Here is a 21,148-nt window from a genome sequence, read left to right on the forward strand (position 1 = left end):
ATATGGGAAATCTGATTGTCATCGGCATACTTTCTATTATCGTTTTTCTGGTCGTACGCTCGATGTGGGAGCAACGAAAGAACCCTAAACAGTGTACTGGGGACTGCTCATCATGTGGCTCGACAGGCTGCCATCATGACTGGGAAGCCATTCGTAAAGAAATTAAACTAAAGGAGCAGATGAAGTGATCTGCTCTTATTTTTTAAGGAGATTCACATGGTAAAAACAATTTTAAAGATAGAAGGTATGATGTGTGGTATGTGCGAAAGCCATATCAACGCGGCCATCCGTAAGCATTTTGATGTAAAAAAGGTAAAGTCTTCGCATAAAAAAGGACAAACTGTGATCGTATCGTATGAAAAGATCGATACGAGAGCTTTGAAAAAAGTAATCGATGAAACGGGATATACCTTAAAAAGTGTGGAACAAAGCGAAGATGAATGATCTGCTGTGGATTCCGGAATCTGATTTGACGAAACTTACTAAAAAAGTGTAATATAGATATGATTTATGATTCGGAGTGATGAACATGGCAGATCAAAACAAGAAAGAAAAAAGTGCATTGGAACAGCTGAAAGCACTGCAGGAAAACGAGACGATTTCTTCTTTGCAGATCAAGGAACCGGATTTAAAGGGATTTGATGCCTCCAGTGTGTTTGAAATTGATACAACACAAAAGGAAGAGCCGAAGCACAAGATCTTTGGGAAACGTTCACAAAGACATGCCCAGGTGAAAGTAAAAGCTTCTGTGTTTGATAATGAAGATGTGGAAGTCCAAGATATTTTTGTGGCAGAAGGCTTGAAGTCACAGCCATTAAAGCGTTCACAGAAAAAACAGGAGCCACAGGAAGTCAAACCGGAAGAGCCAAAACCAATCGTAGAAGAAGTAAAGGTGGAACCGATTCCTGTTGAAGACGAAGTGTTGGAACAGGAAGAAGAGTTGGTTAGCGAAGAAGCACAGGTTGATGAAGAACAGCCGGAAGAAGTGGCTGAAGTCGTAGAAGAAGAGGTCGAGGAACCAAAAGAAGTGGAAATGGAAGAGGAATCCGAAGAAGCTGACTCGGAAATTGAACCATCGTTAGAAGATGAAAACCAATACGATGAAGATGATCTGTATGTAGAGAAAAAGAGATTTCTTCTCTCTCACTATGATAAAGAGGAAGCATATCTGGAAGAACAGTCAAAAGAAGGCTTCCACTATGTACGTAATGTAGGAAAGAAATATTTCTTTGTCAAAGAAGAGCCTAGAGACTATTACTATTCTATCTGTTATTTTGTAGTAGAACCTTCGGCTCATGAATGGCGTAAATGGGAAGCGGATGGATGGAAGCTGGTTTCTCGTGTGCCGGCTAAAAAGAAAAAAGATGCCGGATGGTTTGTTTTTAGAAATGAACTTCAGGGCGATGATCTGAAAAAAGAAATTCCCAATGAAGCTGAAAAGTTCAAATTCTTTAAAAAACATGCCAATTCTTGTCGTTCTACCATGTTTTTATTCTTCATCTGTATGGCGATTTGTGCCTGTGCGGCCTATCTGCAGTATTTGTTTAATGGATTTATTGCGGTTATTGCGGCCTGTGCCGTCTTATTCTTGATTTCTTTTATCTTCTTTTGTATGTATGGAAGAATGCTTGCTTCTTCTAAGAAAAAGGTTCGTTTGTTGAAGGCAAGACTTCGTGTTCGCGAAAGAGAGGAAACATTCAAAAATGAAGGACTGATTCCAGATGATCAGACCGAAGATGATCTGGATTCACAATGGGAAGATTTAGATGAGGAAGGCGATGAAGTAGAAGAAGAGGAAGATTCTTTTGAACTTGAAGACGAAGAGGAAGAAAAATTAGAAGAAAAGCCGAAAAAAAGACGCTTTGGCAGAAGAAAGCGCAAATAAAAAGCGCTCCAGATCATGTGGAGTTCAACAAAACATAAGAAAAGAGATATGGGGTGGGGTTCCACCCCATATCTGTTTCATTTGGATAGAAGCCACAGTGTATCCAAACAAGATAGGAAAGTAAGAAATCGTGCTGATTCTGTATTCAGGCTTTCCATATGGAAGACAAATCATTTGAAATAAAAAGATTTTGATTTATGATGGAAGTGAATCCATCGAACAGGATCGATTCTGAATCCAAGTATTTTGTACATATCGATTGTAATGGAGGAATGTAATGAGTCAAGTGACCAAACGTGCTTTAGAGAATTCACTAAAGCATTTGTTGTTAAAGAAGCCGCTGAATAAGATTACCATTGGCGATATCACGGAAGATTGCGGGATCAATCGCATGACATTTTATTATCATTTTAAAGATATCTATGATTTGGTTGAATGGGTTTGTCTAGAGGACGCGAAAAAGGCGTTGGATCAAAAAAAGACACACGATACCTGGCAACAGGGCTTGTTGCAGATTTTCTATGCGGTCCGTGAGAATAAGCCATTTATCTTAAATGTATACCATTGCATTGATCGAGGGCAGGCAGAGCGCTATTTAAAGCCTTTAACGGATCAACTTTTAATGGGTGTTGTGGAAGAAGAAGCACAGGGGCACCATGTGCGTCAGGCGGATAAAGAATTTATTGCCCGAATCTATTCGTATTGTTTTGTGGGGTTGATGTTGGATTGGGTCAAAGACGGAATGCACGAAGATCCTAAAGATCTGGTGGATAAACTAGCGTTAGTGATACAGGACGATTTTTCTATGGCCTTATCACGATTTGAGTTTTAATTTTTTTATCAAATGCTGCATTTTGATGTTTTTTTCATCAGAATGCTTTTTTTGTTTATGGCGATAGAGGAGGGCTTCGTTTATCTTTTGTGTATCAGTAAGGAGGAACATAATATGTACTATGCATCAGGAACGTATGAAGCCTTTGCACATCCTAAAAAACCAAAAGATGTGGATGAAAAATCAGCGTATATCATTGGGACTGGGTTGGCTGGATTATCTGCCGCGTTTTATCTGGTTCGAGATGGACAGATGAAAGGAGAACATATTCATTTATTGGAAAAACTGGATCTGGCAGGTGGAAGCTGTGATGGCCGAAAAGATTTGAATAAGGGATTTTATATGCGTGGCGGTCGTGAAATGGATAATCATTTTGAGATCATGTGGGATATGTTTCGCGATGTACCTTCCATCGAAACACCAGGGATATCGGTGTTAGATGAATACTATTGGTTAAATAAGGAAGATCCAAACTACTCTTTATGTCGTGCGACCGTGAATCGTGGGCAAGATGCATATACGGATAAACAGTTTAAGCTCGACAAGGAGAGTGCTTTGGCTTTATCGCATCTGTTTATGACACCAGAAAAAGATCTGGAAGATAAAAAAATCAGCGATGTACTTCCAGAATCGTTCTGGAATACAAATTTCTGGCTGTATTGGCAGACGATGTTTGCGTTTCAAAAATGGTCCAGTGCCTTAGAGATGAAACGATATCTTTGTCGCTATGTGCATCATATTGATGGCTTGCCGGATTTTAGTGCCTTGCGTTTTACAAAATACAATCAGTATGAAAGCATGATCCTGCCGCTTGTCAAATATTTGGAAGCACATCATGTACAGATTGAATATGGCATGGATGTCAAAAATGTCATCTTGGAAACAAGAGGGAATAAAAAAATCGCTCGTCAAATAATTTATGTGAAAGAGGGAAAGGAATGTTCGATTGATTTGATTGAAAAAGATCTAGTCTTTATCACCAATGGATGTTGTACCGATACTTCGTGCTATGGTGATCAAAACCACGCTCCAAATCTCAATCATGTAAAGAACGGCTGCGGAGAATCTTGGGACTTGTGGAAGAATATTGCCTCACAAGCAGAACATGGTGAATATGGTCGACCGGAAGTTTTCTGTTCGGATATAGAAGCTACGAATTGGATGAGTGCTACAGTGGCCACTTCGAATGAAGAAATCATTGAAAAGATCATGAACATTTGTAAGCGTGATCCCCGTATAGGCAAGGTTACCACCGGCGGAATTGTAACGATTAAGGACAGTGTCGATCATTGGTATATGTCTTGGACAATCAATCGCCAGCCACAGTTTAAAGCACAGGATAAAAATACGGTTTTAATCTGGCTGTATGGTTTGCACACCGATGTCAAAGGAAACTATGTACAAAGAGAAATGCGAAATTGCACGGGTCAGGAAATTTGTCAGGAATGGTTATACCATATCGGTATCGAAGAAAGTCACATTCAAGATTTGGCACAAAATGCCTGTCATACAACCACATGTTTTATGCCATACATCAATGCTTTCTTCCAGCCAAGAAAGAACAGCGATCGTCCTAAGATCGTAGTCGATGGTGCCGTTAACTTTGCCTTTATCGGACAATTTGCGGAAACACCGCGAGATACGATCTTTACAACAGAGTATTCGATTCGTACGGGTATGGAATCGGTTTATACGCTGTTGGATATCGATCGTGGGGTTCCAGAAGTATGGGGCAGTCAATACGATGTTCGTGAATTGTTAAAGGCAAGTTATTATGCCATTGATAAAAAAATGCTATCCCAAGTAAAGTTGAGTCTTAAAGAAAGAGAAATGCTTAAAGTCTTGTTGAAACGAGTCAAGGGAACTGATATCGAACTGTTATTAAAAGAAAGTGGTTTGATCGAATAGAATAAAAAGAAACGAAGTTTATTAGCTTCGTTTCTTTTCTTCCTTTAAAATTGTAGAGATTCGCCTGTACATGCCTGGATGGTCATATTCTAAGAATTCGATGATCGGATGGGGATTGACATCGATCAATTCATCCGTAGAAATGGTTTTAAAGGTTTGAATCAATGCATTTCCATAACCATGTTGAACGGCATTGTTGTCCGCTTCATTTTCTTCTTTACAGGAAACATAGTTTCGATAGAGGTTTAAGATGAAAAGGATGGGCTTGAATAGGGTTAAAAAACAGCTGAGGCTTAAATAATAGTTTGTATATTCTAAATGAAAGTCGTGTAATATCCATTCGTTGAGTGAAAGGATTACATGGGCATTGGGAATGAGCCATACTAAAAAACAAAAGAAGCATACGATCCATACATATTGGAGCCAGTTCCAGATGTTTTTCTTATGTTTTAAATGCCCGATTTCATGAAGCAATACGGCATAAAGTTCATCGGTTTTATTTTGAAGAATGAAGTTATCCGCAATGCCAAATTCGCGATAGCCTAAAAAAGAGAGTAAAAATGCATTTCGACTGTTGGATTTCTTAGATTCATCATAGATTTTGATATGACGTACTTTCTTTTTGGATTCTTTACAAAATTCCCATATTTGTTGACGCAGCTTTCCTTCTTCCAATTCATGAAAATGATATTGAAGGCGCATGGAACCAAGCGCAATCAGTTGAAGGATGCAAAATAAAAGAAAGAAGACAAAAGCTAGACCTAGACAAAATAGAAACGATTCCGTATACGATATCGCAAAGTGGTGTGTCCAGCTTTCTATGTGGGTACAAATATAGACAAAAAGGTATCCTAACAATAGGGTTGCGATACCATTGGTTATATTAGAAATCAGCAGATCTTTAAAAAACTCCTTTTTGGTTCGATGATTGAGTTCATAGCGGTTTTCTATGGTAAAGGTTGTATAGTAATCAAAAGGAAGATCGATCAGTTGATCGATTAACAGGATAACCAACATCGTTAAGATCCATCCGATATACGGATTGGGATGGTCTAACAAGCTGTAAAATGGACTGATCAAAACGATCAAAGAGGCACAAGTCGATAGGATGGAACGGGTAAAGAAGATGGGTTTTAAGTCTTTTTTATAGGCCAAAAAAGTTTGATACCGGTCGGCTGGATAGATATCTGCCACTTCTTTAGGAAGCGGCTTTTTTCTTTGATGTTGTATAAGAGTATAGGTTATGATCTCATATAAAAAAGAAAGAATCGTAAATACAATGAGTAGAATTCGCATGGTGAGAATCTCCTTTCACAAAAAGAAAAGAGCGACTTACGCCTGCTCGATTCCTGCGTCTTTCATGGTTTGTTCTAATGCTTCTCCTGCCAAAAGACAAGTTTTCAAACAACGCGATTCTTTGTCATGGTGGATTGGCTTAATGTCTTTACAGTCCATTCCACCCAGCTTTTCTTTGAAGTTTCGAACACATTTTTGGATCTGTGGACGAAATGTGTCGATTTCTTCATGTGCTTTTGATTGAATCACTTTTTTGGATACGGCTGCTACACTGCCGATGAGTGCCCCACAGGTAGAGCCGACAAACATACCACCGCCAAAACCGGATAAGACTTTCATGGAATCCTCGTCCAGCTTTAGATCGTAATACTCATTGGCGGCATGGATCAAGGTTTCTGAACAGTTGTAGTTTCCTTGTACGTAATACTTTTGAATTGTTTCTTGTAATGTCATTTTAATCACCGAATTTATTTTGACACAATTCCTTCAAAATCGCAATTATGCTAAAATAAAGACAATATAAGTGAGGTTAACTATGACAGTATTGGATAAAAGTGTACCCTTTATTCGGGTGTTAATGGTCATGCCTAGAAAAACGGTACGAAAAGAAATTCCTTTAAACACAAAGTATCAGTATGTCGAGTTTGATGACACGCTAAAAGAAGCCTGGTGTAAGCTGCAGCTGGAAGTGGGCTTATTTGATTCTTTAGCACAGGCAAAGGAAAAATGGGAATCGATGTTAAAGGAAGATCGTGCTTTTTTTGTACAGAACTTTTTATTTGTGGCAGATCAACAGGGAGAGCTGGTGGCTTCTGCCGGATTATGGCCAGGTCATGACTTTGAAGAAAAACGTTTACGAGTTCATTTTGTTGCCGTAAAGGAAACAGCGCAGCATCAAAAGATTGCGCAAAGCATGTTGTCTAAACTGTGCATGCGCTATGATGAAAACCCGGGTAAGTATCCGCTGTATCTGGTCACACAATCACAAAGCTATGGGGCGATCGCATTATATGCCCGTTTGGGATTTACCCCTTATTTAGGCAACACCAAAGATATCAGCAGTGAACAGGCTGAAAAAGATTGGGGACAGGTAACGCAAATTTTAAAAGAGAAAGCGGTTCGTCATTGAATCGCTTTTTTAAGGAGTAAAAGAGTATGAATTCTATATATGATGATGAACAGTTTTTTCAGGAATACGCAAAAATGGATCGCAGTCAAAAGGGGTTACAAGCTGCCGGAGAGTGGCATCTGCTGCAGCTCTTGTTTCCTGGTTTAGAAGGAAAAGATGTGTTGGATCTAGGCTGTGGATATGGCTGGCATTGTGAATATGCAGCCAAACAAAAGGCCAGAAAAATCTTAGGGATCGATCAAAGCTATAAGATGATCTCAGAAGCCCGGAAGAAACATACGGCTAATAACATCGACTATCGCGTCTGTGATCTATGCAGCTATGAGTATCCCAAGGATACATGGGATCTGGTCGTATCCAATCTGGTGCTGCATTATGTCAAAGATCTGGAATGGGTGTTTGAACATGTACATCAGACATTAAAGCCAAATGGTATCTTTCTTTTGAATATAGAACATCCGGTCTTTACATCCGGTATTCATCAAGACTGGATTTATGACAAGCAGGGAAAGATTCAATACTGGGCAATCGATGATTATTTCAAGCCCGGAGAAAGAAGTACGCATTTTTTGGGATGTGAAGTCAAGAAGCAGCATCACACATTGACTCAAATCTTAATGGGATTGATTCATACGGGTTTTGAATTGTTGGTGGTAGAAGAAGCCATGCCATCTATGGAGATGATGGAACTGCCAGGTATGAAAGATGAACTGCGGCGTCCGATGATGCTTCTGGTCAAGGCTAAAGCGATAAAATCAACGTTTTAGCAGATCGTTCTTGACAGTGCTAAACACATATTGTACACTATATTAGCAGGTTAAATGGAAGAGTGCTAAAAGGAGTGGTAATATGACCAGAAAAAAACAATTTAAAGCCGAATCGAAACGATTGTTGGATCTGATGATCAATTCGATTTATACGCACAAGGAAATCTTTTTACGTGAATTGATTTCCAATGCCAGTGATGCGATTGATAAATATTATTATGAACATGCAGGACATGTCAGTCCGGATCAGTTTGAGATTCGCTTGGAACCCAATAAAGAAGCACGTACGTTAACGATCATCGATAATGGGATCGGTATGAACAAAGAAGAACTGGAAGAAAATCTGGGTACGATCGCAAAGAGTGGTTCTTTAGCGTTCAAAGAACAGATGGATGATGAGTCAAAGAATGATGTTGATATCATTGGACAGTTTGGTGTCGGATTCTATTCTGCTTTTATGGTGGCAAAGGATCTGGTTGTCATTTCGAAAAAGGAAGAGGAACCAGCCTGGCGCTGGGAAAGTGATGGCGAAAGTGGTTATACCATGGAAGAAGCTCAAAGAGATGGTCATGGTACAACTATTATCCTTTCCTTAAAAGAAGATACGGAGGAAGAAAAATACTCCCAATATCTGGAAACATATGAATTAAAAGAACTGGTACGTAAATATTCGGACTATATTCGTTATCCGATCCATATGAATGTGGAAACGTCAAAAGTTAAAGAAGAAACCAAAGATTCCGATAAACCGGAATATGAAACTGTCATCGAGGATCAGACGTTGAATTCCATGGTACCTTTATGGAAACGTCAAAAGTCAAAGATTACCGAAGAAGAATACAATCAGTTCTATAAGGATCATTTCTTTGATTTTCAGGATCCACAGCGTGTAATTCATTTCAGCGTGGAAGGAAATGTGAGCTTTACCGCTTTATTATACATTCCAAGCCATGTACCGCAGGGATTCTATCAACAGGACTATAAAAAAGGCTTGCAGTTGTATTGTAGAGGCGTATTCATCATGGACCATGCCGAAGAACTGCTGCCGGACAGCCTTCGCTTTGTTAAGGGGTTAGTTGATTCACAAGATTTGTCCTTAAATATCTCTCGTGAAATGCTGCAGCACGATCATCAATTAAAGGCAATCGCTTCTCGTATTGAGAAAAAAGTCTTAAGTGAACTGACTACGATGCTGACAAAAGAAAGAGAAGAATACGAAAAATTCTGGAAAGAATTTGGCATCAATCTAAAATTTGGTGTCTATAATAACTATGGTATGGATAAAGAGAAGTTCCAGGATTTATTATTATTCTATTCTTCTAAGGAACAAAAGCTGGTTACGTTAAACGAATATGTAAATCGTATGAAGGAAGACCAGAAGGATATCTACTATGTATCTGGTAAGGATGTGGCCTTGATCGATAAGTTACCAATCGTTCAAACCTTGAAGAAGAAAGAGTTTGAGGTTTTATATCTGACCGATGAAGTTGATGAATTTGTCATGAATACATTGATGAACTATCGTGAAAAGACATTTAAGAATGCGACACAAGGGGATTTGGATCTAAATACCGAAGAAGAGAAAAAGGAACTGGAGAAGACAAAAGAAGATAATAAAGATCTTCTGGAGTTCATGAAAGAAAGCTTGAAGGATAAGGTCAGTGAAGTAAAACTTTCCAATCGTTTAAGCGAGGATCCGGTTTGTTTAACAGCTGGAGAAGGACTCTCTTTTGAGATGGAAAAAGTATTTGCGAATATGCCGGGTGACAATCCAATGGGGCCGATGAAGGCAACGCGTATTTTGGAAATCAATCCATCGCATCCGATCTTCTCTACATTAAAAGAGCTGTATGCCAAGGATAAAGAAAAGGTCAAAGAAGTAGCGGATGTATTGTATGACCAAGCCTTGCTGATTGAGGGCTTTACCATCGAAGATCCAATTGCTTATTCACGTAAAATCTGTGAATTATTAGTAGATAGTCATAAGTAGGATGCAAAATCCTACTTTTATTATCGGAAATATTCTTGGCGTAGGAAGGATTTATGCTTATAATGGTCAAGGGGTCTTACTATGGCAGTTCTACAAAAGACAATGACAAAAGGTGTAATTTGGAAGCAGATGGTTCTTTTTGCGCTGCCGATCTTCTTTAGTAATTTATTTCAACAATTATACAATGCAGCGGATTCTTTGATCGTAGGAAACTATTTAGGCAGTGAAGCGCTGGCTGCGGTCAGTTCTTCTGGTAATTTGATTTTTATGATGATTGGCTTGTTTAACGGTATTGCGTTAGGAGCCGGTGTTGTGATTGCCCGCTATTTTGGAGCACAGAATTATGAAAGATTGAAGATTGCCATTCATACCGATATTGCCTTTGGATTTATCATGTCAGCCGTATTGATGGCTGCCGGTATTCTTTTAGCACCCTGGATCTTAGAATTGATGGGTACGCCTGATACGGTGATGCCAGAATCACTGAAGTATTTTTGTGTATATTTTGCCGGAGGGCTGGGTCTTGTTATGTACAATATTTTTGTCGGCATCCTGCAGGCTCTGGGAGATAGTAAACATCCTTTATATTATTTGATCATCTCCAGTCTGATCAATATCGTTCTAGATTATATTTTGATCGCCTGGTTTGGTATGGGTGTCGAAGCGGCCGCCTTCGCAACAATCCTTTCGCAGTTTGTCAGCGCTTTTTTATGTATGTGTCTTTTCCATAACAGTAAGGAAAGTTATCGACTGGTTTTTCGCGATATTCGAATTGAAAAAGAGATGTTAATGGAAATCTTACGCAATGGAATTCCCAGTGGGATTCAAAATTCTATTACCGGAGTTGCCAATGTGGTGGTGCAATCCAATATCAATATATTTGGTGCCATGGCGATGGCCGGCTGTGGGGCTTATTCAAAGATCGAAGGCTTTGCCTTTTTACCGATCATCAGCTTCAATAATACGATTACGACCTTTGTCGGACAAAATCTAGGTGCCCGTCAAAAGGAAAGAGCCAAAAAAGGAGCTGTTTTCGGAATCGTATGCAGTGTCCTGTTAGCGGAATTGATCGGTATTGGAACCGTGATCTTTGCCAAGCCATTGGTTATGTTGTTTGATCAAAATCCGGAAGTGATTGCCTTTGGTGTAGATCGCTCGCAGATTGCCGGTTTCTTTTTCTGCCTGTTGGCGTTTACCCATGCATTCTCGGCCTTGCAGCGCGGCGCCGGAAAGCCTATGATACCGATGATGGTTATGATTTTATGCTGGTGCGTTGCACGAGTTGTCTTTTTAAGTGTGACCGGTTCTCTTTTTTATGATATTCAATTTGTCTATTGGGTCTATCCTTTAACATGGGGCTTGTCTTCTTTGTACTATCTCTATTACATGATTCGGCATAGAAGTCTCTTTTGATTCGGTATATCGAAACATATTCTTTTTTATGACTTTTTGATATACTTATGACTATGATAAAAAATATTGTATTTGATGTAGGAAATGTTCTGGCAACGTTTCAGCCAAAAGAATTTTTAAATGATTTTTATAAAGATCCGAAAATAGCACAGGATCTCTATACACTCTTTTTTGAAGAGAGACTGTGGCATGCATATGATCAAGGGCTATATTCCGGCGCTACATTAAAAAAAGTGGCCATTAAACGTATGCCTTGTTACAAAGAAGAGATTGAAAGGCTGATACCGACATGGGCACGTTATGTGAAACCTTTTGATCGCAGCATACAATTGATGAAACAGTTAAAAGAAGAGGGGTATAAGATCTATATTCTCTCCAATATACCGGAAGATTCGTATCAATATTTTATTGAGAATAACAATATATTTGCGGATGTGGATGGTGGTATTTACTCGTATCAGGATCGATTGATCAAACCGGATCCGGCCATTTTTCAGCTTTTATTGTCGCGGTATGATTTAAAGGCTCAGGAGTGTCTTTTTATTGATGATAAAGAAGAAAATACACAGGCAGCCAGGCAGCTGGGGTTTCATGTCATAACCTTACGAAACCCCGAAGAAATCGAACAGAAAGTTAGGGAAAAGATTCATGAAGTGTAAAGTTAGTAAAATTTGTGGGGGATGCAACTTACTGCATCTGGATTATGAAAAACAAATACAGGAAAAAAAGAACAACGTGGAAGCCTTGTTAACGAGAAATCGGTTAAAGCTTCAAATTGGGAATGTATATAAAGCCAATCGCATCAAAGGCTATCGTAATAAGATAATCGTTGGTTTTGCCAAATACAAAAGGAAAGTGGTATCTGGATTATATGCACCACATTCCCATGCCGTAGTGGCTACAAAGAATTGTTTAATGCATCCAAGAAATGTGGATGCGATCATCGGACGTATCACCGAACTGGTAGATTCCATGAAGATCGAGTTGTATAACGAAAAAACCGGAACCGGGCTGCTGCGCCATGTTCTGATTCGTTATGCCAGCCAAACCAATCAGGTTATGATCGTCTTTGTGACAGCCAAAAGAGCTTTTCCTTCCCGGCGAAATCTGGTGAATGCCTTAGTGAGTGAATTTAAAGAAATCAAAACGATTCTTCAAAGCGTGAATCCGCGAAACACATCCGTGGTCTTAGAAAATGAAGCTTTTGTCTTATATGGTGATGGTACGATCACGGACAAGCTTTGCGGCTTAGATTTTACGATGGGCGCTAATACCTTTTATCAGGTTCATCATGACCAGTGCGAGTTATTGTATAAGGTGGCCAAAGAAAAGTTGCAGCTGCAGGGACAGGAAACGGTATTAGATACTTATTGTGGTATTGGTACGATCGGTTTAAGCCTGGCAGATTCTTGTAAAATGGTGACAGGGGTGGAAATCAATGCGGACTCGATTGGGTTTGCCAAAGAAAATGCTAAACAAAATCGCATAAAGAACGCGCGTTTTGTTTCTATGGATTCCACGCGTTTTATGGAAGAAGCCAAAAAACATCATACTCATTTTGATGTGATCGTATTAGATCCGCCCAGAGCCGGAACTACACCGACATTTATTGAAAATGCCTGTGCCTTGCGCCCTAAAAAGATCTTATATATCTCCTGTGATCCACGAAGTCTGGTTCGTGACTTACATCTGTTCTTTCGCCAGGGCTATAAGGCAAAATCCATGGATCTGGTGGACATGTTTCCGAATACGACCAATGTAGAAAGTGTCGTATTGTTGACAAGAAGATAAGTACATGACGTTAACGCAGTTGAAATATATCGTAGAAGTGGCTCGCTCCCAAACCATCAGCAAGGCCGCAGAAAAGCTGTATATCTCACAGCCTTCTTTGACCTCGGCCATTCGAGAACTGGAAAATGAGTTTCAGATCACGATCTTTCAGAGAACTAATAAAGGCGTGATCCTAACGAAAGAAGGCGAGGAGTTTTTAGGCTATGCCAGACAAGTTTTGATGCAGACGCATCTGATGGAAGAGCGCTATGCCGGAGCCATGCCGGTTCGTCATTCTTTTTGTGTTTCCACACAGCACTATTCCTTTGCGGTCGAAGCCTTTGTCGAGCTTTTGAAAACAGTAGGCGATACGTATGATTTCAGTATTCGAGAAACACAGACGTATGAGATCATAGAGGATGTAGCACGCTTAAAGAGTGAAGTTGGTATTTTGTATCTGAATGCCTATAATGAAGCGGTTTTGAAAAAAGCCTTTAAAGAACATCATTTACAGTTTGAGCGTCTTTTTATCGCCAGACCACATGTATTTGTTGGTATTCATAGTCCTTTAGCGCAAAAGAAGCTTGTCACACTGCAGGATCTGGAAGCTTATCCTCGATTATCGTATGAACAGGGAGAGCACAATGCGTTTTACTTTTCAGAAGAAATTTTAAGTACGCTGGAAAGTAAAAAGGATATTCGTGTCTGTGATAGAGCGACTCTCTTTAATCTTTTGATCGGCTTAAACGGTTATACAATCTGCAGCGGTGTAATCAATGAGCAGTTAAATGGAAAAGACATCATTGCGATTCCATTAGATGTTGAAGATTATATGGAAATTGGATTTATTCATCACAGTCAGGTTGTATATAGTCGCTTTGCGAAACAATATATCGAAATTCTAAAGCAGTTTGCCATAGATTGATCCTATGGTAAACTGTTTCTTTTTTATATTGTACGAATCCATTTGAATCGATTAAGATTAGAGTCATAAATAAGGAGGATGTCACGATGCGTCAATTATATAGTCCATTTCGATATGATTTTGTGGGAAGCTTTTTGCGACCGGAACGTTTAAAACAAGCCAGAGCCGATTTCAAGGCAAAAAAGATTGATGTCCAGGCGTTAAAGCAGGTGGAAGATGAAGAAATCACTAAGCTGATCCAAAAACAGAAAGATGCCGGTTATCATGCGATCACCGATGGGGAATTCAGAAGAAGCTATTGGCATTTGGATTTTATGTGGGGATTGAATGGAATCGAAGAGATTGAACTGAATCACGGGTATTTCTTTCATGGTGAGGAAACAACACCGGGTTCTATCAAGCTGGTTGGGAAAATTTCCGGTGAAAATCATCCGTTTGTCGAACATTATCGCTTCGTAAAACAATTTGAGGATGAAAATACGGTGGCACGTCAGACCTTCCCGGCACCGGCACAGCTGTTGGCGGAACTGTTTAGAGAAGATAATGGGAAGCAGACACTGGCCATCTATCCAGATATTGAAGAACTGATCCAGGATATTGCCAGGGCCTATCAAACGGTGATTCAGGAGTTGTATCAGGCCGGCTGTCGTAATATTCAGATGGATGACTGCACATGGGGCATGTTTTGTGATACCAAATATTGGAGTGCCCGTCAAAATGGAGAAGTTTCCTTGGAAGATGTAGCTTCACAATATTTACGCTTAAACAACTTAGCGTTAGAAAATCGACCGGATGATCTAGTCGTAACAACACATGTTTGCCGAGGAAATTATCATTCCACCTGGGCCAGCAGCGGAGGGTATGATCCGATTGCTTCTTTCTTATTTGCGAAAGAAAATGTAGATGCCTTCTATCTTGAATTTGACGACGAACGCTCCGGTGGCTTTGAACCACTACGTTTTGTACCGAAGGATAAAAAAGTGGTATTGGGACTGGTGACTACCAAAGCGGCTGCCTTAGAAAAGAAAGAGACGATCATTGATCGTATCAAAGAAGCATCGCAGTATGTCGATCTGGAACGCTTGTATTTAAGTCCACAGTGTGGTTTTGCATCCTGTGAAATCGGAAATAAACTGGTAGATCAGGATCAATGGGATAAACTGACACTGGTGAAAGAGATTGCCGAAGAGGTATGGGGATAAATGGCTCGATAGAGTCATTTTTTTACATGAACAAATGAAATGACAAGTTTTTTGAACTATCGTAGAATGAAAGTATGAATTATTTGGAAAATGTATGGCATGCAGGTATTCCGGCTCTTTTCTTCTGGCTGGTTTTTATCTATTCGATGCATAATAATCGAAGTCGTTATCGCAATACATTCTTGTTGATGATGGCTGGCTGTTTCAGCATCCCTTTTGTCTGTTCTTTAACCGGTGAGTATGCGACAACGACTTTTGTCGTGCTGTTACTTTTGATTATTTTACTGATTTTGTTTGTCCCAATCGGATTGATTTGGAATGGTATCTTGATGTGGAGAAGAGAAGGACGTTCTTTAGGCAACCTTTTATCACTGGCTTTTGGGCTGATTATAGGGATTGGGGAAATCGCAACTTTTATCTTCGTTTTACTGACGGGATCACAAGTCGTGGATCGATGGAGTGATTTTCTTTCGCATATATCACAGGGCCTGTTTTTTATTTCGATATCCGTCATCTATGTATCACTGGTTTTTGTCTCCTTTATGTTTTATTGCCTGTTTCTACAAATCATTCCTCATAAAAGAGATTTTGATTATGTCATCATTCATGGCAGCGGGCTGCATAAAGATGGAACAGTGACTCAGTTGTTAAAAGATCGCTGCGACAAGGCTATCGAAGTGTATCGTAAGGATCTATCACCGCCTATTTTGGTTCCTTCCGGAGGTCAAGGCGCTGATGAAGTCTGTTCAGAAGCAATGGCGATGAAGAACTATCTTCTATCACAGGGAATCCCCGAGAATAGGATAGAAATGGAGGATCAGTCTACAACGACCTGGGAAAATTTAAAGTTTTCAAAAACATTGATCGAATCGTTTCCAGGAAGGCATTATGTTGCCCTTGTTACAAGCAACTATCATGTTTATAGAGCTTTGCGTTATTGTTCAAAATTGAATTTTTCTTGTACGGGAATTGGGGCCCGTGTGGCTTCATATTATTGGCCCAGTGCTTTGATTCGTGAATTTGTAGCCGTTCATCGCGAACCAAAACATCTGATTTTGTTTCTTATTGGTTATGTGCTTGTCATTGCACCCATATTGATAAGATGATAAGGAGGATAGAATGAAGAATGTTTATGAATTTGATGCGATACTCTATGAAGTTCCGAAGAAAGGTTGTGCTTATATCATTTTTCCCTGGAATATCAAAGAAGAATTTGGAAAAGGTCGTCTAAAAGTTATGGCATGGTTTGACGGAATTGAATATGAGGGCAGTATTGTAAATATGGGGATCAAGGATGAAACTGGAAACATTTGTTACATCCTAGGTGTAAAAAAGAGCATTCGCCAAACACTTCGTAAAAGAAATGGGGATATCCTTCATGTCATTGTGAAACCACAATTAAATCCATGGGTTTTACATTGAACTTGACAGGTTGGCTGCAATATCGGTTTCATTTTAAAAATTTCGAACGTCACAAGCTTGTAAGCCCGTATTCGACAAAATAACATGAATTTGAAAAAGTAAACGGTAGCGCTTGTGCATCTTAACCAAAACAGCACTAAAAAAAACCATTGAGCGCTTTATCTCAATGGTTTTCTCATTTTATCCTTTTGTCAATTCTTCCAATCGATCGCCGTATGGACTTTCATCACAGTTGACCAATGTGTTTTCATTGGCATACTTCTTAACGGCAGCACTGGACTTGGCGATTGGTTGTAAAGTACCGGCTCCGGCAACACATCCTCCCGGACAAGCCATACCTTCTAACAGGTATCCATCCAATCGTCCGGCTTTTGCCATCATCAACATCGTCTTACAGTTTTTCAAACCTTCAGCCGCCTGTACTTTAACTTCCACTTCCGGATGTTTCTTGTTGATCAAAGATTTAACGGCTTTGGCAACACCACCGCTCACAGCAAATTCACGGCCACGGTTCGTTCCCTTTAACAGTGGATCATTACCTTCGATTTCTTCCAGTTTAACCCCTTTGGCAACAAACATTCCCATGACTTCTTCAAATGTCAGTACAAAATCTACATCACTTCGTACTGATTTACGGCTGGCTTCCAGTTTTTTAGCTGCACATGGACCGATAAATACGACTTTGCAGTCTGGATCGTCTTTTTTGATCATACGTGCTGTTAATACCATTGGCGTTAAGGCCATGGAAATATGAGAAGCATATTGTGGGAAAAGCTTTTTAGCCATAACAGACCAGGCAGGGCAGCAGGAAGTAGCCATCCAAGGTTGTTTTTCCGGCACTTTATCCATGAAGTCTTCTGCTTCTTCGATAGTACAAAGGTCAGCTCCGATGGCAACTTCGACAACATCACTGAAACCTAATTCTTTTAAGGCTGCTGTCAATTTTTCCGGTGTTACACTTGGTCCAAACTGTCCGACAAAAGCAGGGGCAACGGCCGCAACGACACGGTGTCCTTCCTTCATCGCATAAATCGTTTGGAAGATCTGTCCTTTATCGACAATGGCACCAAATGGACAGTTCACTAAACACATACCGCAGCTGACACACTTATCATAGTCAATAACAGCTTTTCCATCTTCATCACTGTGAATCGCATCCATACCACAGCTGGCCGCACATGGACGTTCAATCTTTGTAATAGCTTTGTAAGGACAAGCTTCCATACAACGTCCACACTTGATACATTTATCCTGATCGATCAAAGAACGACCGTTTACAATGTGGATCGCATCTTTTGGACAAACCTCTGTACACTGATGAGAAAGACATCCCTGACAGGCATTTGTGACAAATACTTTCTTTTCCGGACAGGCATTACATGCGAATTTAATGATGTTTACCAACGGATCATCATAATATTTTTTCGCAATAGCACTTTCTTCAATACCATCCGATAACGCTTTAAATTCTTTTGCATCTCTTGTAGGAAGACCCATACCTAAACGTAAACGTTCACCGATAATGGCTCTTTCCAGGAAAATACTGTTACGATAGGTTGCTTTGTCGCCTGGTAACAGTTCATATGGAATCTGTTCGATTCGTTTGGCAAGATCATCACAGTCCTCATAGGCCATGCTGGCGATGGCCGCAAAGACCTTACGACGCAAATCTGTAACTGAGTTGTATATACCGCGCATAGTTCCTCCTTAATATACTTTTTTACCCATTTCATTATATCGGACAATGCCATTAAAAAAAAGGAGAAATTGCTAACAAATTCACAATACTGTTCAGTTTTCGTAAGCATGCTATAATCATTACGGTGATCAAAATGAAAAAAATTGTATGGGACTGGAACGGAACTTTGTTTGATGATATCGATTTGTGTTTGGAATGCATCAATAACTTATTAGTTCATCACGGATTGTCCTGTTTACCGGATAAAGAAGCCTATCGAAAAGTATTTGGTTTTCCGATTGAAAACTATTATCGAGCAATTGGCTTTGACTTCACAAAAACTTCTTTTGAAGAACTGGCTCACGAATATATGGAATACTATCAGGAAAAGAGCTATGACTGCTCATTAGTACAGGATGCTTATCATGTATTAAAACAGGCCAGATCTTTACAAATTGAACAAACAATTCTTTCGGCCAGCAAAAAAGATTATTTGTTGGCGCAGATTCAAAAAAACGATGTACAGGAAAGAGTGGATCACATTTATGGAATTGAAGATATTTATGCGCATAGTAAACTGGAACTGGCAAAAGCATATATGAAGACATGTCAGAAAGAAGATGAAGTCTGGTTTGTGGGCGATAGCTTGCATGATTATGAAGTAGCCAGTCAGGCTGGCGGCAAATGCTTGTTGGTGACGACCGGACACCAATCAAAAGGTCGTTTACAGCAGGCAGGTGTGCCTGTGCTGGATTCATTAAAAGAGTGTTTAGAGGTCATTTATGCAGGAAATTAAGATCGGGGTAAATGATGCCGGACAACGACTGGATCGCTTTCTTCAAAAACATTATGCGACATTGACAAAATCGATGATGTATAAAGCCATTCGCAATAAGAAGATCAAAGTCAATCGTAAGCGTTGCACATATGATCAAAAGCTGCAGGAAGGTGATTCGATCCTTTTATTTCTTCCTTATGAATTTTTAGAAACCAGACAGAAGGCTTGTCCTGTGAATACCGGAAGTATTGATGTTGTCTATGAAGATGATGATATTGTTCTGGTCAATAAGCCGGTAGGCTTGCTTTCGCAAAGCGATGAAAAAGGCTTGCAGGATACATTGGTCAGTCGCATACAGTATTATTTATATCAGAAAAAGGAATATGATCCGCAAAGAGAGAACAGCTTTGCCCCGGCAATCTGTCATCGTTTGGATAAAAATACATCCGGTTTGATCCTGGCGGCAAAAAATGCCAGAGCACTACGTTTAATGAATGATGCGATCGCTTGTCATAAAGTTCGTAAGGTGTATTGTGCCAAGATTGAAGGAACGCCTTTATGGGATACCAAGGAAGTTGTCTGTTACATTAAAAAACAGGAAACTCGTGCGCTTGTCCAATCCAATGAAGCTCCCGGATACAAAGAGGCCAGGATGTTTGTTAAGGTGATGGAAAGACAAAAAGAGCAGACAATGGTTCAGATTCATTTGGAAACAGGAAGATTTCATCAGATTCGTGCCAGTATGGCATATCTTGGCTATCCTCTTTGTGGAGATGTCAAATATGGCTATAAGGGAAGTGAAAAAAAATATTCTTTATGCGCTTATCATTTAGAAATAGGGGATGTGAGTTTACCAATCGCAAACAAGGATTTTACGATACCTAGACCATTCTAACTTGATGAAAACCCTTACAGAGGAGTATAATTCTCATTATGTGAGGAGTTTTTTTATGGCAAGTTATCATTATTTATTAGATATTGCATTGATTCTGTTAGGAACCAAGGCATTTGGTTTATTTACTAGAAAGCTTAGAATGCCAGCTGTTGTGGGTGCTTTGATTGCCGGTATCCTATTGGGACCAGCTATCTTAAACTGGGTGCAGCCTAGTGATCTGATTTCTTCGCTTTCTGAAATCGGTGTGATCGTGTTGATGTTTGGGGCCGGTTTGGAAACCAGTATTACCGATTTGAGAAAAGCCGGGTTAAAGGCTTTGGTGATTGCGGTTTTAGGTGTGTTAGTACCTTTAGGATTAGGCTATCTTGTCGCAAGCTTCTATAATGTAGGGGCGCAGGCCTGGATCGGCAACTTATTTTTAGGGGTGATTTTGACGGCTACTTCTGTAGGAATCACGGTTGAAACACTCAAGGAAATGGGTGCGATGAAAACGACCAGCGGCAATGCGATCCTGGCGGCAGCGGTGATCGATGATGTATTGGGTATCGTAGCATTAACGATCGTATCCGGACTTGCTGACAGCTCAGTCGATGTCGGTATGGTCTTACTGAAAATAGTATTGTTCTTTGTGTTTGCCGTCATTATCGGTATTGTTCTTCACAAGGTCTTTGCCTGGTGGTTTGATCACGATTCTCGCGGGGGCCTGCAAAGATATTCCATTATCAGCTTTGCCTTTGCGTTGATCATGGCCTATGTTTCTGAAGAGTTTTTTGGTGTTGCCGATATTACCGGTTCCTTTGTGGCCGGTTTGATCATATCCGGAACCAGTCAATGCGCTTATGTGACCAAAAGGATTGGAACTCTATCTTATTTGTTGATTTCACCGGTGTTCTTTGCCAGTATCGGCCTCAAGCTTGAGCCATTGAATTTTTCCGGTGAAGTCTTGATCTTGATCTTGTTATTGTGTATCGTTGCCTTAGTCAGTAAAATTGTAGGCTGTGGATTGGGCGCATTGCTTTGCCACTATTCAAAATCACAGTCTATGCGGATTGGCTGTGGAATGGTTTCACGTGGAGAAGTGGCCTTAATCGTTGCCAATCGTGGTATGGCCTTAGGAATCTTTCCATCCTTCTTTGTGACACCTGTATTATTATGTGTCGTTTTTACCACAGTCATTACTCCGATATTATTGAAGGTAGTTTATAAAAAGATTCCCAACGACCCAGATTATTTGTTGGATGTAGAAAGAGGATAGGTT

At 39.9% G+C, this 21,148-nt stretch carries 21 protein-coding genes; 18 read left to right on the plus strand and 3 right to left on the minus strand.

Annotated elements, in window-relative coordinates; all coding sequences use genetic code 11:
• Positions 1-2 precede the first annotated feature (2 nt).
• The 5 genes from G413_RS10680 to G413_RS0102000 all read left to right on the plus strand — a co-directional run bounded on the left by G413_RS10680 (position 3) and on the right by G413_RS0102000 (position 4,625).
• Entirely contained in the window at positions 3-188 is a 186-nt protein-coding gene (locus G413_RS10680) for a FeoB-associated Cys-rich membrane protein (protein ID WP_022789271.1), read from the plus strand.
• A 28-nt stretch (positions 189-216) separates the two neighbouring features.
• Positions 217-444, plus strand: coding sequence for a heavy-metal-associated domain-containing protein (locus G413_RS0101985; protein WP_022789272.1), 228 nt, complete (start codon positions 217-219; stop codon positions 442-444).
• 85 nt (positions 445-529) lie between these two features.
• Positions 530-1,885, plus strand: coding sequence for a DUF2812 domain-containing protein (locus tag G413_RS0101990; RefSeq protein ID WP_022789273.1), 1,356 nt, complete (start codon positions 530-532; stop codon positions 1,883-1,885).
• Positions 1,886-2,162: 277 nt separating this feature from the next.
• On the plus strand, positions 2,163-2,717 hold the full coding sequence (locus G413_RS0101995; RefSeq protein WP_022789274.1) for a TetR-like C-terminal domain-containing protein: 555 nt from the start codon (positions 2,163-2,165) through the stop codon (positions 2,715-2,717).
• A gap of 114 nt (positions 2,718-2,831) precedes the next feature.
• Entirely contained in the window at positions 2,832-4,625 is a 1,794-nt protein-coding gene (locus tag G413_RS0102000; RefSeq protein WP_022789275.1) for an oleate hydratase, read from the plus strand.
• Positions 4,626-4,646: 21 nt separating this feature from the next.
• Here G413_RS0102000 and G413_RS0102005 read toward each other — a convergent pair whose 3' ends face one another.
• Together G413_RS0102005 and G413_RS0102010 are read right to left on the minus strand one after the other, a co-directional pair.
• Positions 4,647-5,921: a M48 family metalloprotease gene (locus tag G413_RS0102005; RefSeq protein WP_022789276.1), complete on the minus strand. Its 1,275-nt coding sequence runs from the start codon at positions 5,919-5,921 to the stop codon at positions 4,647-4,649.
• A 36-nt stretch (positions 5,922-5,957) separates the two neighbouring features.
• Positions 5,958-6,374 carry a C-GCAxxG-C-C family (seleno)protein gene (locus G413_RS0102010; RefSeq protein WP_022789277.1) on the minus strand — a complete coding sequence of 139 codons (417 nt, stop codon included), beginning with the start codon at positions 6,372-6,374 and terminating at the stop codon, positions 5,958-5,960.
• A gap of 82 nt (positions 6,375-6,456) precedes the next feature.
• Here G413_RS0102010 and G413_RS10685 point away from each other — a divergent pair, with 82 nt between their 5' ends.
• From G413_RS10685 to G413_RS0102060, 10 genes are all read left to right on the plus strand, one after another.
• A complete protein-coding gene (locus G413_RS10685) occupies positions 6,457-7,050 on the plus strand; it encodes a GNAT family N-acetyltransferase (protein WP_022789278.1) in 594 nt (197 codons plus the stop codon).
• A 26-nt stretch (positions 7,051-7,076) separates the two neighbouring features.
• Complete coding sequence (locus G413_RS0102020) at positions 7,077-7,817, plus strand: class I SAM-dependent methyltransferase (RefSeq protein WP_027968989.1); 741 nt, start codon at positions 7,077-7,079, stop codon at positions 7,815-7,817.
• Positions 7,818-7,899: 82 nt separating this feature from the next.
• Positions 7,900-9,807 (plus strand): molecular chaperone HtpG, encoded by a 1,908-nt coding sequence (gene htpG, locus G413_RS0102025; protein ID WP_022789279.1) that lies wholly within the window; start codon positions 7,900-7,902, stop codon positions 9,805-9,807.
• An 81-nt stretch (positions 9,808-9,888) separates the two neighbouring features.
• Positions 9,889-11,220, plus strand: coding sequence for an MATE family efflux transporter (locus tag G413_RS0102030; RefSeq protein ID WP_022789280.1), 1,332 nt, complete (start codon positions 9,889-9,891; stop codon positions 11,218-11,220).
• A gap of 47 nt (positions 11,221-11,267) precedes the next feature.
• The gene (locus G413_RS0102035; RefSeq protein WP_022789281.1) at positions 11,268-11,879 is read left to right on the plus strand and encodes an HAD family hydrolase; all 612 of its coding nucleotides are present in this window, start codon (positions 11,268-11,270) and stop codon (positions 11,877-11,879) included.
• On the plus strand, positions 11,869-13,011 hold the full coding sequence (gene rlmD / locus G413_RS0102040) for a 23S rRNA (uracil(1939)-C(5))-methyltransferase RlmD (protein ID WP_022789282.1): 1,143 nt from the start codon (positions 11,869-11,871) through the stop codon (positions 13,009-13,011). Before G413_RS0102035 ends, rlmD begins: the two co-directional genes overlap by 11 nt.
• 4 nt (positions 13,012-13,015) lie before the next feature.
• Entirely contained in the window at positions 13,016-13,915 is a 900-nt protein-coding gene (locus tag G413_RS0102045) for a LysR family transcriptional regulator (RefSeq protein WP_022789283.1), read from the plus strand.
• An 86-nt stretch (positions 13,916-14,001) separates the two neighbouring features.
• Positions 14,002-15,117, plus strand: coding sequence for a 5-methyltetrahydropteroyltriglutamate--homocysteine S-methyltransferase (locus G413_RS0102050; RefSeq protein WP_022789284.1), 1,116 nt, complete (start codon positions 14,002-14,004; stop codon positions 15,115-15,117).
• A gap of 74 nt (positions 15,118-15,191) precedes the next feature.
• The gene (locus G413_RS0102055) at positions 15,192-16,223 is read left to right on the plus strand and encodes a YdcF family protein (protein ID WP_022789285.1); all 1,032 of its coding nucleotides are present in this window, start codon (positions 15,192-15,194) and stop codon (positions 16,221-16,223) included.
• A gap of 13 nt (positions 16,224-16,236) precedes the next feature.
• Complete coding sequence (locus G413_RS0102060; protein WP_022789286.1) at positions 16,237-16,539, plus strand: DUF1905 domain-containing protein; 303 nt, start codon at positions 16,237-16,239, stop codon at positions 16,537-16,539.
• 180 nt (positions 16,540-16,719) lie between these two features.
• Here the strand turns inward: G413_RS0102060 and G413_RS0102065 are convergent, their stop codons facing one another.
• Positions 16,720-18,237 carry a 4Fe-4S dicluster domain-containing protein gene (locus G413_RS0102065; RefSeq protein WP_022789287.1) on the minus strand — a complete coding sequence of 506 codons (1,518 nt, stop codon included), beginning with the start codon at positions 18,235-18,237 and terminating at the stop codon, positions 16,720-16,722.
• A gap of 134 nt (positions 18,238-18,371) precedes the next feature.
• On the opposite strand from G413_RS0102065, the gene G413_RS0102070 reads away from it, so the two are divergent.
• Genes G413_RS0102070 through G413_RS0102080 form a run of 3 tightly spaced genes read left to right on the plus strand, consistent with a single transcriptional unit; the run spans position 18,372 to position 21,145 of the window.
• Positions 18,372-19,013, plus strand: a complete 642-nt coding sequence (locus G413_RS0102070; RefSeq protein WP_022789288.1) for an HAD family hydrolase — start codon at positions 18,372-18,374, stop codon at positions 19,011-19,013.
• Entirely contained in the window at positions 19,000-19,890 is an 891-nt protein-coding gene (locus tag G413_RS10690; protein WP_022789289.1) for an RluA family pseudouridine synthase, read from the plus strand. Before G413_RS0102070 ends, G413_RS10690 begins: the two co-directional genes overlap by 14 nt.
• 55 nt (positions 19,891-19,945) lie before the next feature.
• On the plus strand, positions 19,946-21,145 hold the full coding sequence (locus G413_RS0102080) for a cation:proton antiporter (protein ID WP_022789290.1): 1,200 nt from the start codon (positions 19,946-19,948) through the stop codon (positions 21,143-21,145).
• Positions 21,146-21,148: the final 3 nt, after the last annotated feature.

The sequence above is a fragment of the Faecalicoccus pleomorphus DSM 20574 genome (genome assembly GCF_000420345.1).
Taxonomy (GTDB): Bacteria; Bacillota_I; Bacilli_A; order Erysipelotrichales; family Erysipelotrichaceae; genus Faecalicoccus; species Faecalicoccus pleomorphus.

What these genes read in the sequence shown, in the direction of transcription:
- G413_RS10680 (WP_022789271.1), top strand. Translation starts at nt 3, where the DNA reads ATGGGAAATCTGATTGTCATCGGCATACTTTCTATTATCGTTTTTCTG.
- G413_RS0101985 (WP_022789272.1), top strand. Translation starts at nt 217, where the DNA reads ATGGTAAAAACAATTTTAAAGATAGAAGGTATGATGTGTGGTATGTGC.
- G413_RS0101990 (WP_022789273.1), top strand. Translation starts at nt 530, where the DNA reads ATGGCAGATCAAAACAAGAAAGAAAAAAGTGCATTGGAACAGCTGAAA.
- G413_RS0101995 (WP_022789274.1), top strand. Translation starts at nt 2,163, where the DNA reads ATGAGTCAAGTGACCAAACGTGCTTTAGAGAATTCACTAAAGCATTTG.
- G413_RS0102000 (WP_022789275.1), top strand. Translation starts at nt 2,832, where the DNA reads ATGTACTATGCATCAGGAACGTATGAAGCCTTTGCACATCCTAAAAAA.
- G413_RS0102005 (WP_022789276.1), bottom strand. Translation starts at nt 5,921, where the DNA reads ATGCGAATTCTACTCATTGTATTTACGATTCTTTCTTTTTTATATGAG.
- G413_RS0102010 (WP_022789277.1), bottom strand. Translation starts at nt 6,374, where the DNA reads ATGACATTACAAGAAACAATTCAAAAGTATTACGTACAAGGAAACTAC.
- G413_RS10685 (WP_022789278.1), top strand. Translation starts at nt 6,457, where the DNA reads ATGACAGTATTGGATAAAAGTGTACCCTTTATTCGGGTGTTAATGGTC.
- G413_RS0102020 (WP_027968989.1), top strand. Translation starts at nt 7,077, where the DNA reads ATGAATTCTATATATGATGATGAACAGTTTTTTCAGGAATACGCAAAA.
- htpG (WP_022789279.1), top strand. Translation starts at nt 7,900, where the DNA reads ATGACCAGAAAAAAACAATTTAAAGCCGAATCGAAACGATTGTTGGAT.
- G413_RS0102030 (WP_022789280.1), top strand. Translation starts at nt 9,889, where the DNA reads ATGGCAGTTCTACAAAAGACAATGACAAAAGGTGTAATTTGGAAGCAG.
- G413_RS0102035 (WP_022789281.1), top strand. Translation starts at nt 11,268, where the DNA reads ATGACTATGATAAAAAATATTGTATTTGATGTAGGAAATGTTCTGGCA.
- rlmD (WP_022789282.1), top strand. Translation starts at nt 11,869, where the DNA reads ATGAAGTGTAAAGTTAGTAAAATTTGTGGGGGATGCAACTTACTGCAT.
- G413_RS0102045 (WP_022789283.1), top strand. Translation starts at nt 13,016, where the DNA reads ATGACGTTAACGCAGTTGAAATATATCGTAGAAGTGGCTCGCTCCCAA.
- G413_RS0102050 (WP_022789284.1), top strand. Translation starts at nt 14,002, where the DNA reads ATGCGTCAATTATATAGTCCATTTCGATATGATTTTGTGGGAAGCTTT.
- G413_RS0102055 (WP_022789285.1), top strand. Translation starts at nt 15,192, where the DNA reads ATGAATTATTTGGAAAATGTATGGCATGCAGGTATTCCGGCTCTTTTC.
- G413_RS0102060 (WP_022789286.1), top strand. Translation starts at nt 16,237, where the DNA reads ATGAAGAATGTTTATGAATTTGATGCGATACTCTATGAAGTTCCGAAG.
- G413_RS0102065 (WP_022789287.1), bottom strand. Translation starts at nt 18,237, where the DNA reads ATGCGCGGTATATACAACTCAGTTACAGATTTGCGTCGTAAGGTCTTT.
- G413_RS0102070 (WP_022789288.1), top strand. Translation starts at nt 18,372, where the DNA reads ATGAAAAAAATTGTATGGGACTGGAACGGAACTTTGTTTGATGATATC.
- G413_RS10690 (WP_022789289.1), top strand. Translation starts at nt 19,000, where the DNA reads ATGCAGGAAATTAAGATCGGGGTAAATGATGCCGGACAACGACTGGAT.
- G413_RS0102080 (WP_022789290.1), top strand. Translation starts at nt 19,946, where the DNA reads ATGGCAAGTTATCATTATTTATTAGATATTGCATTGATTCTGTTAGGA.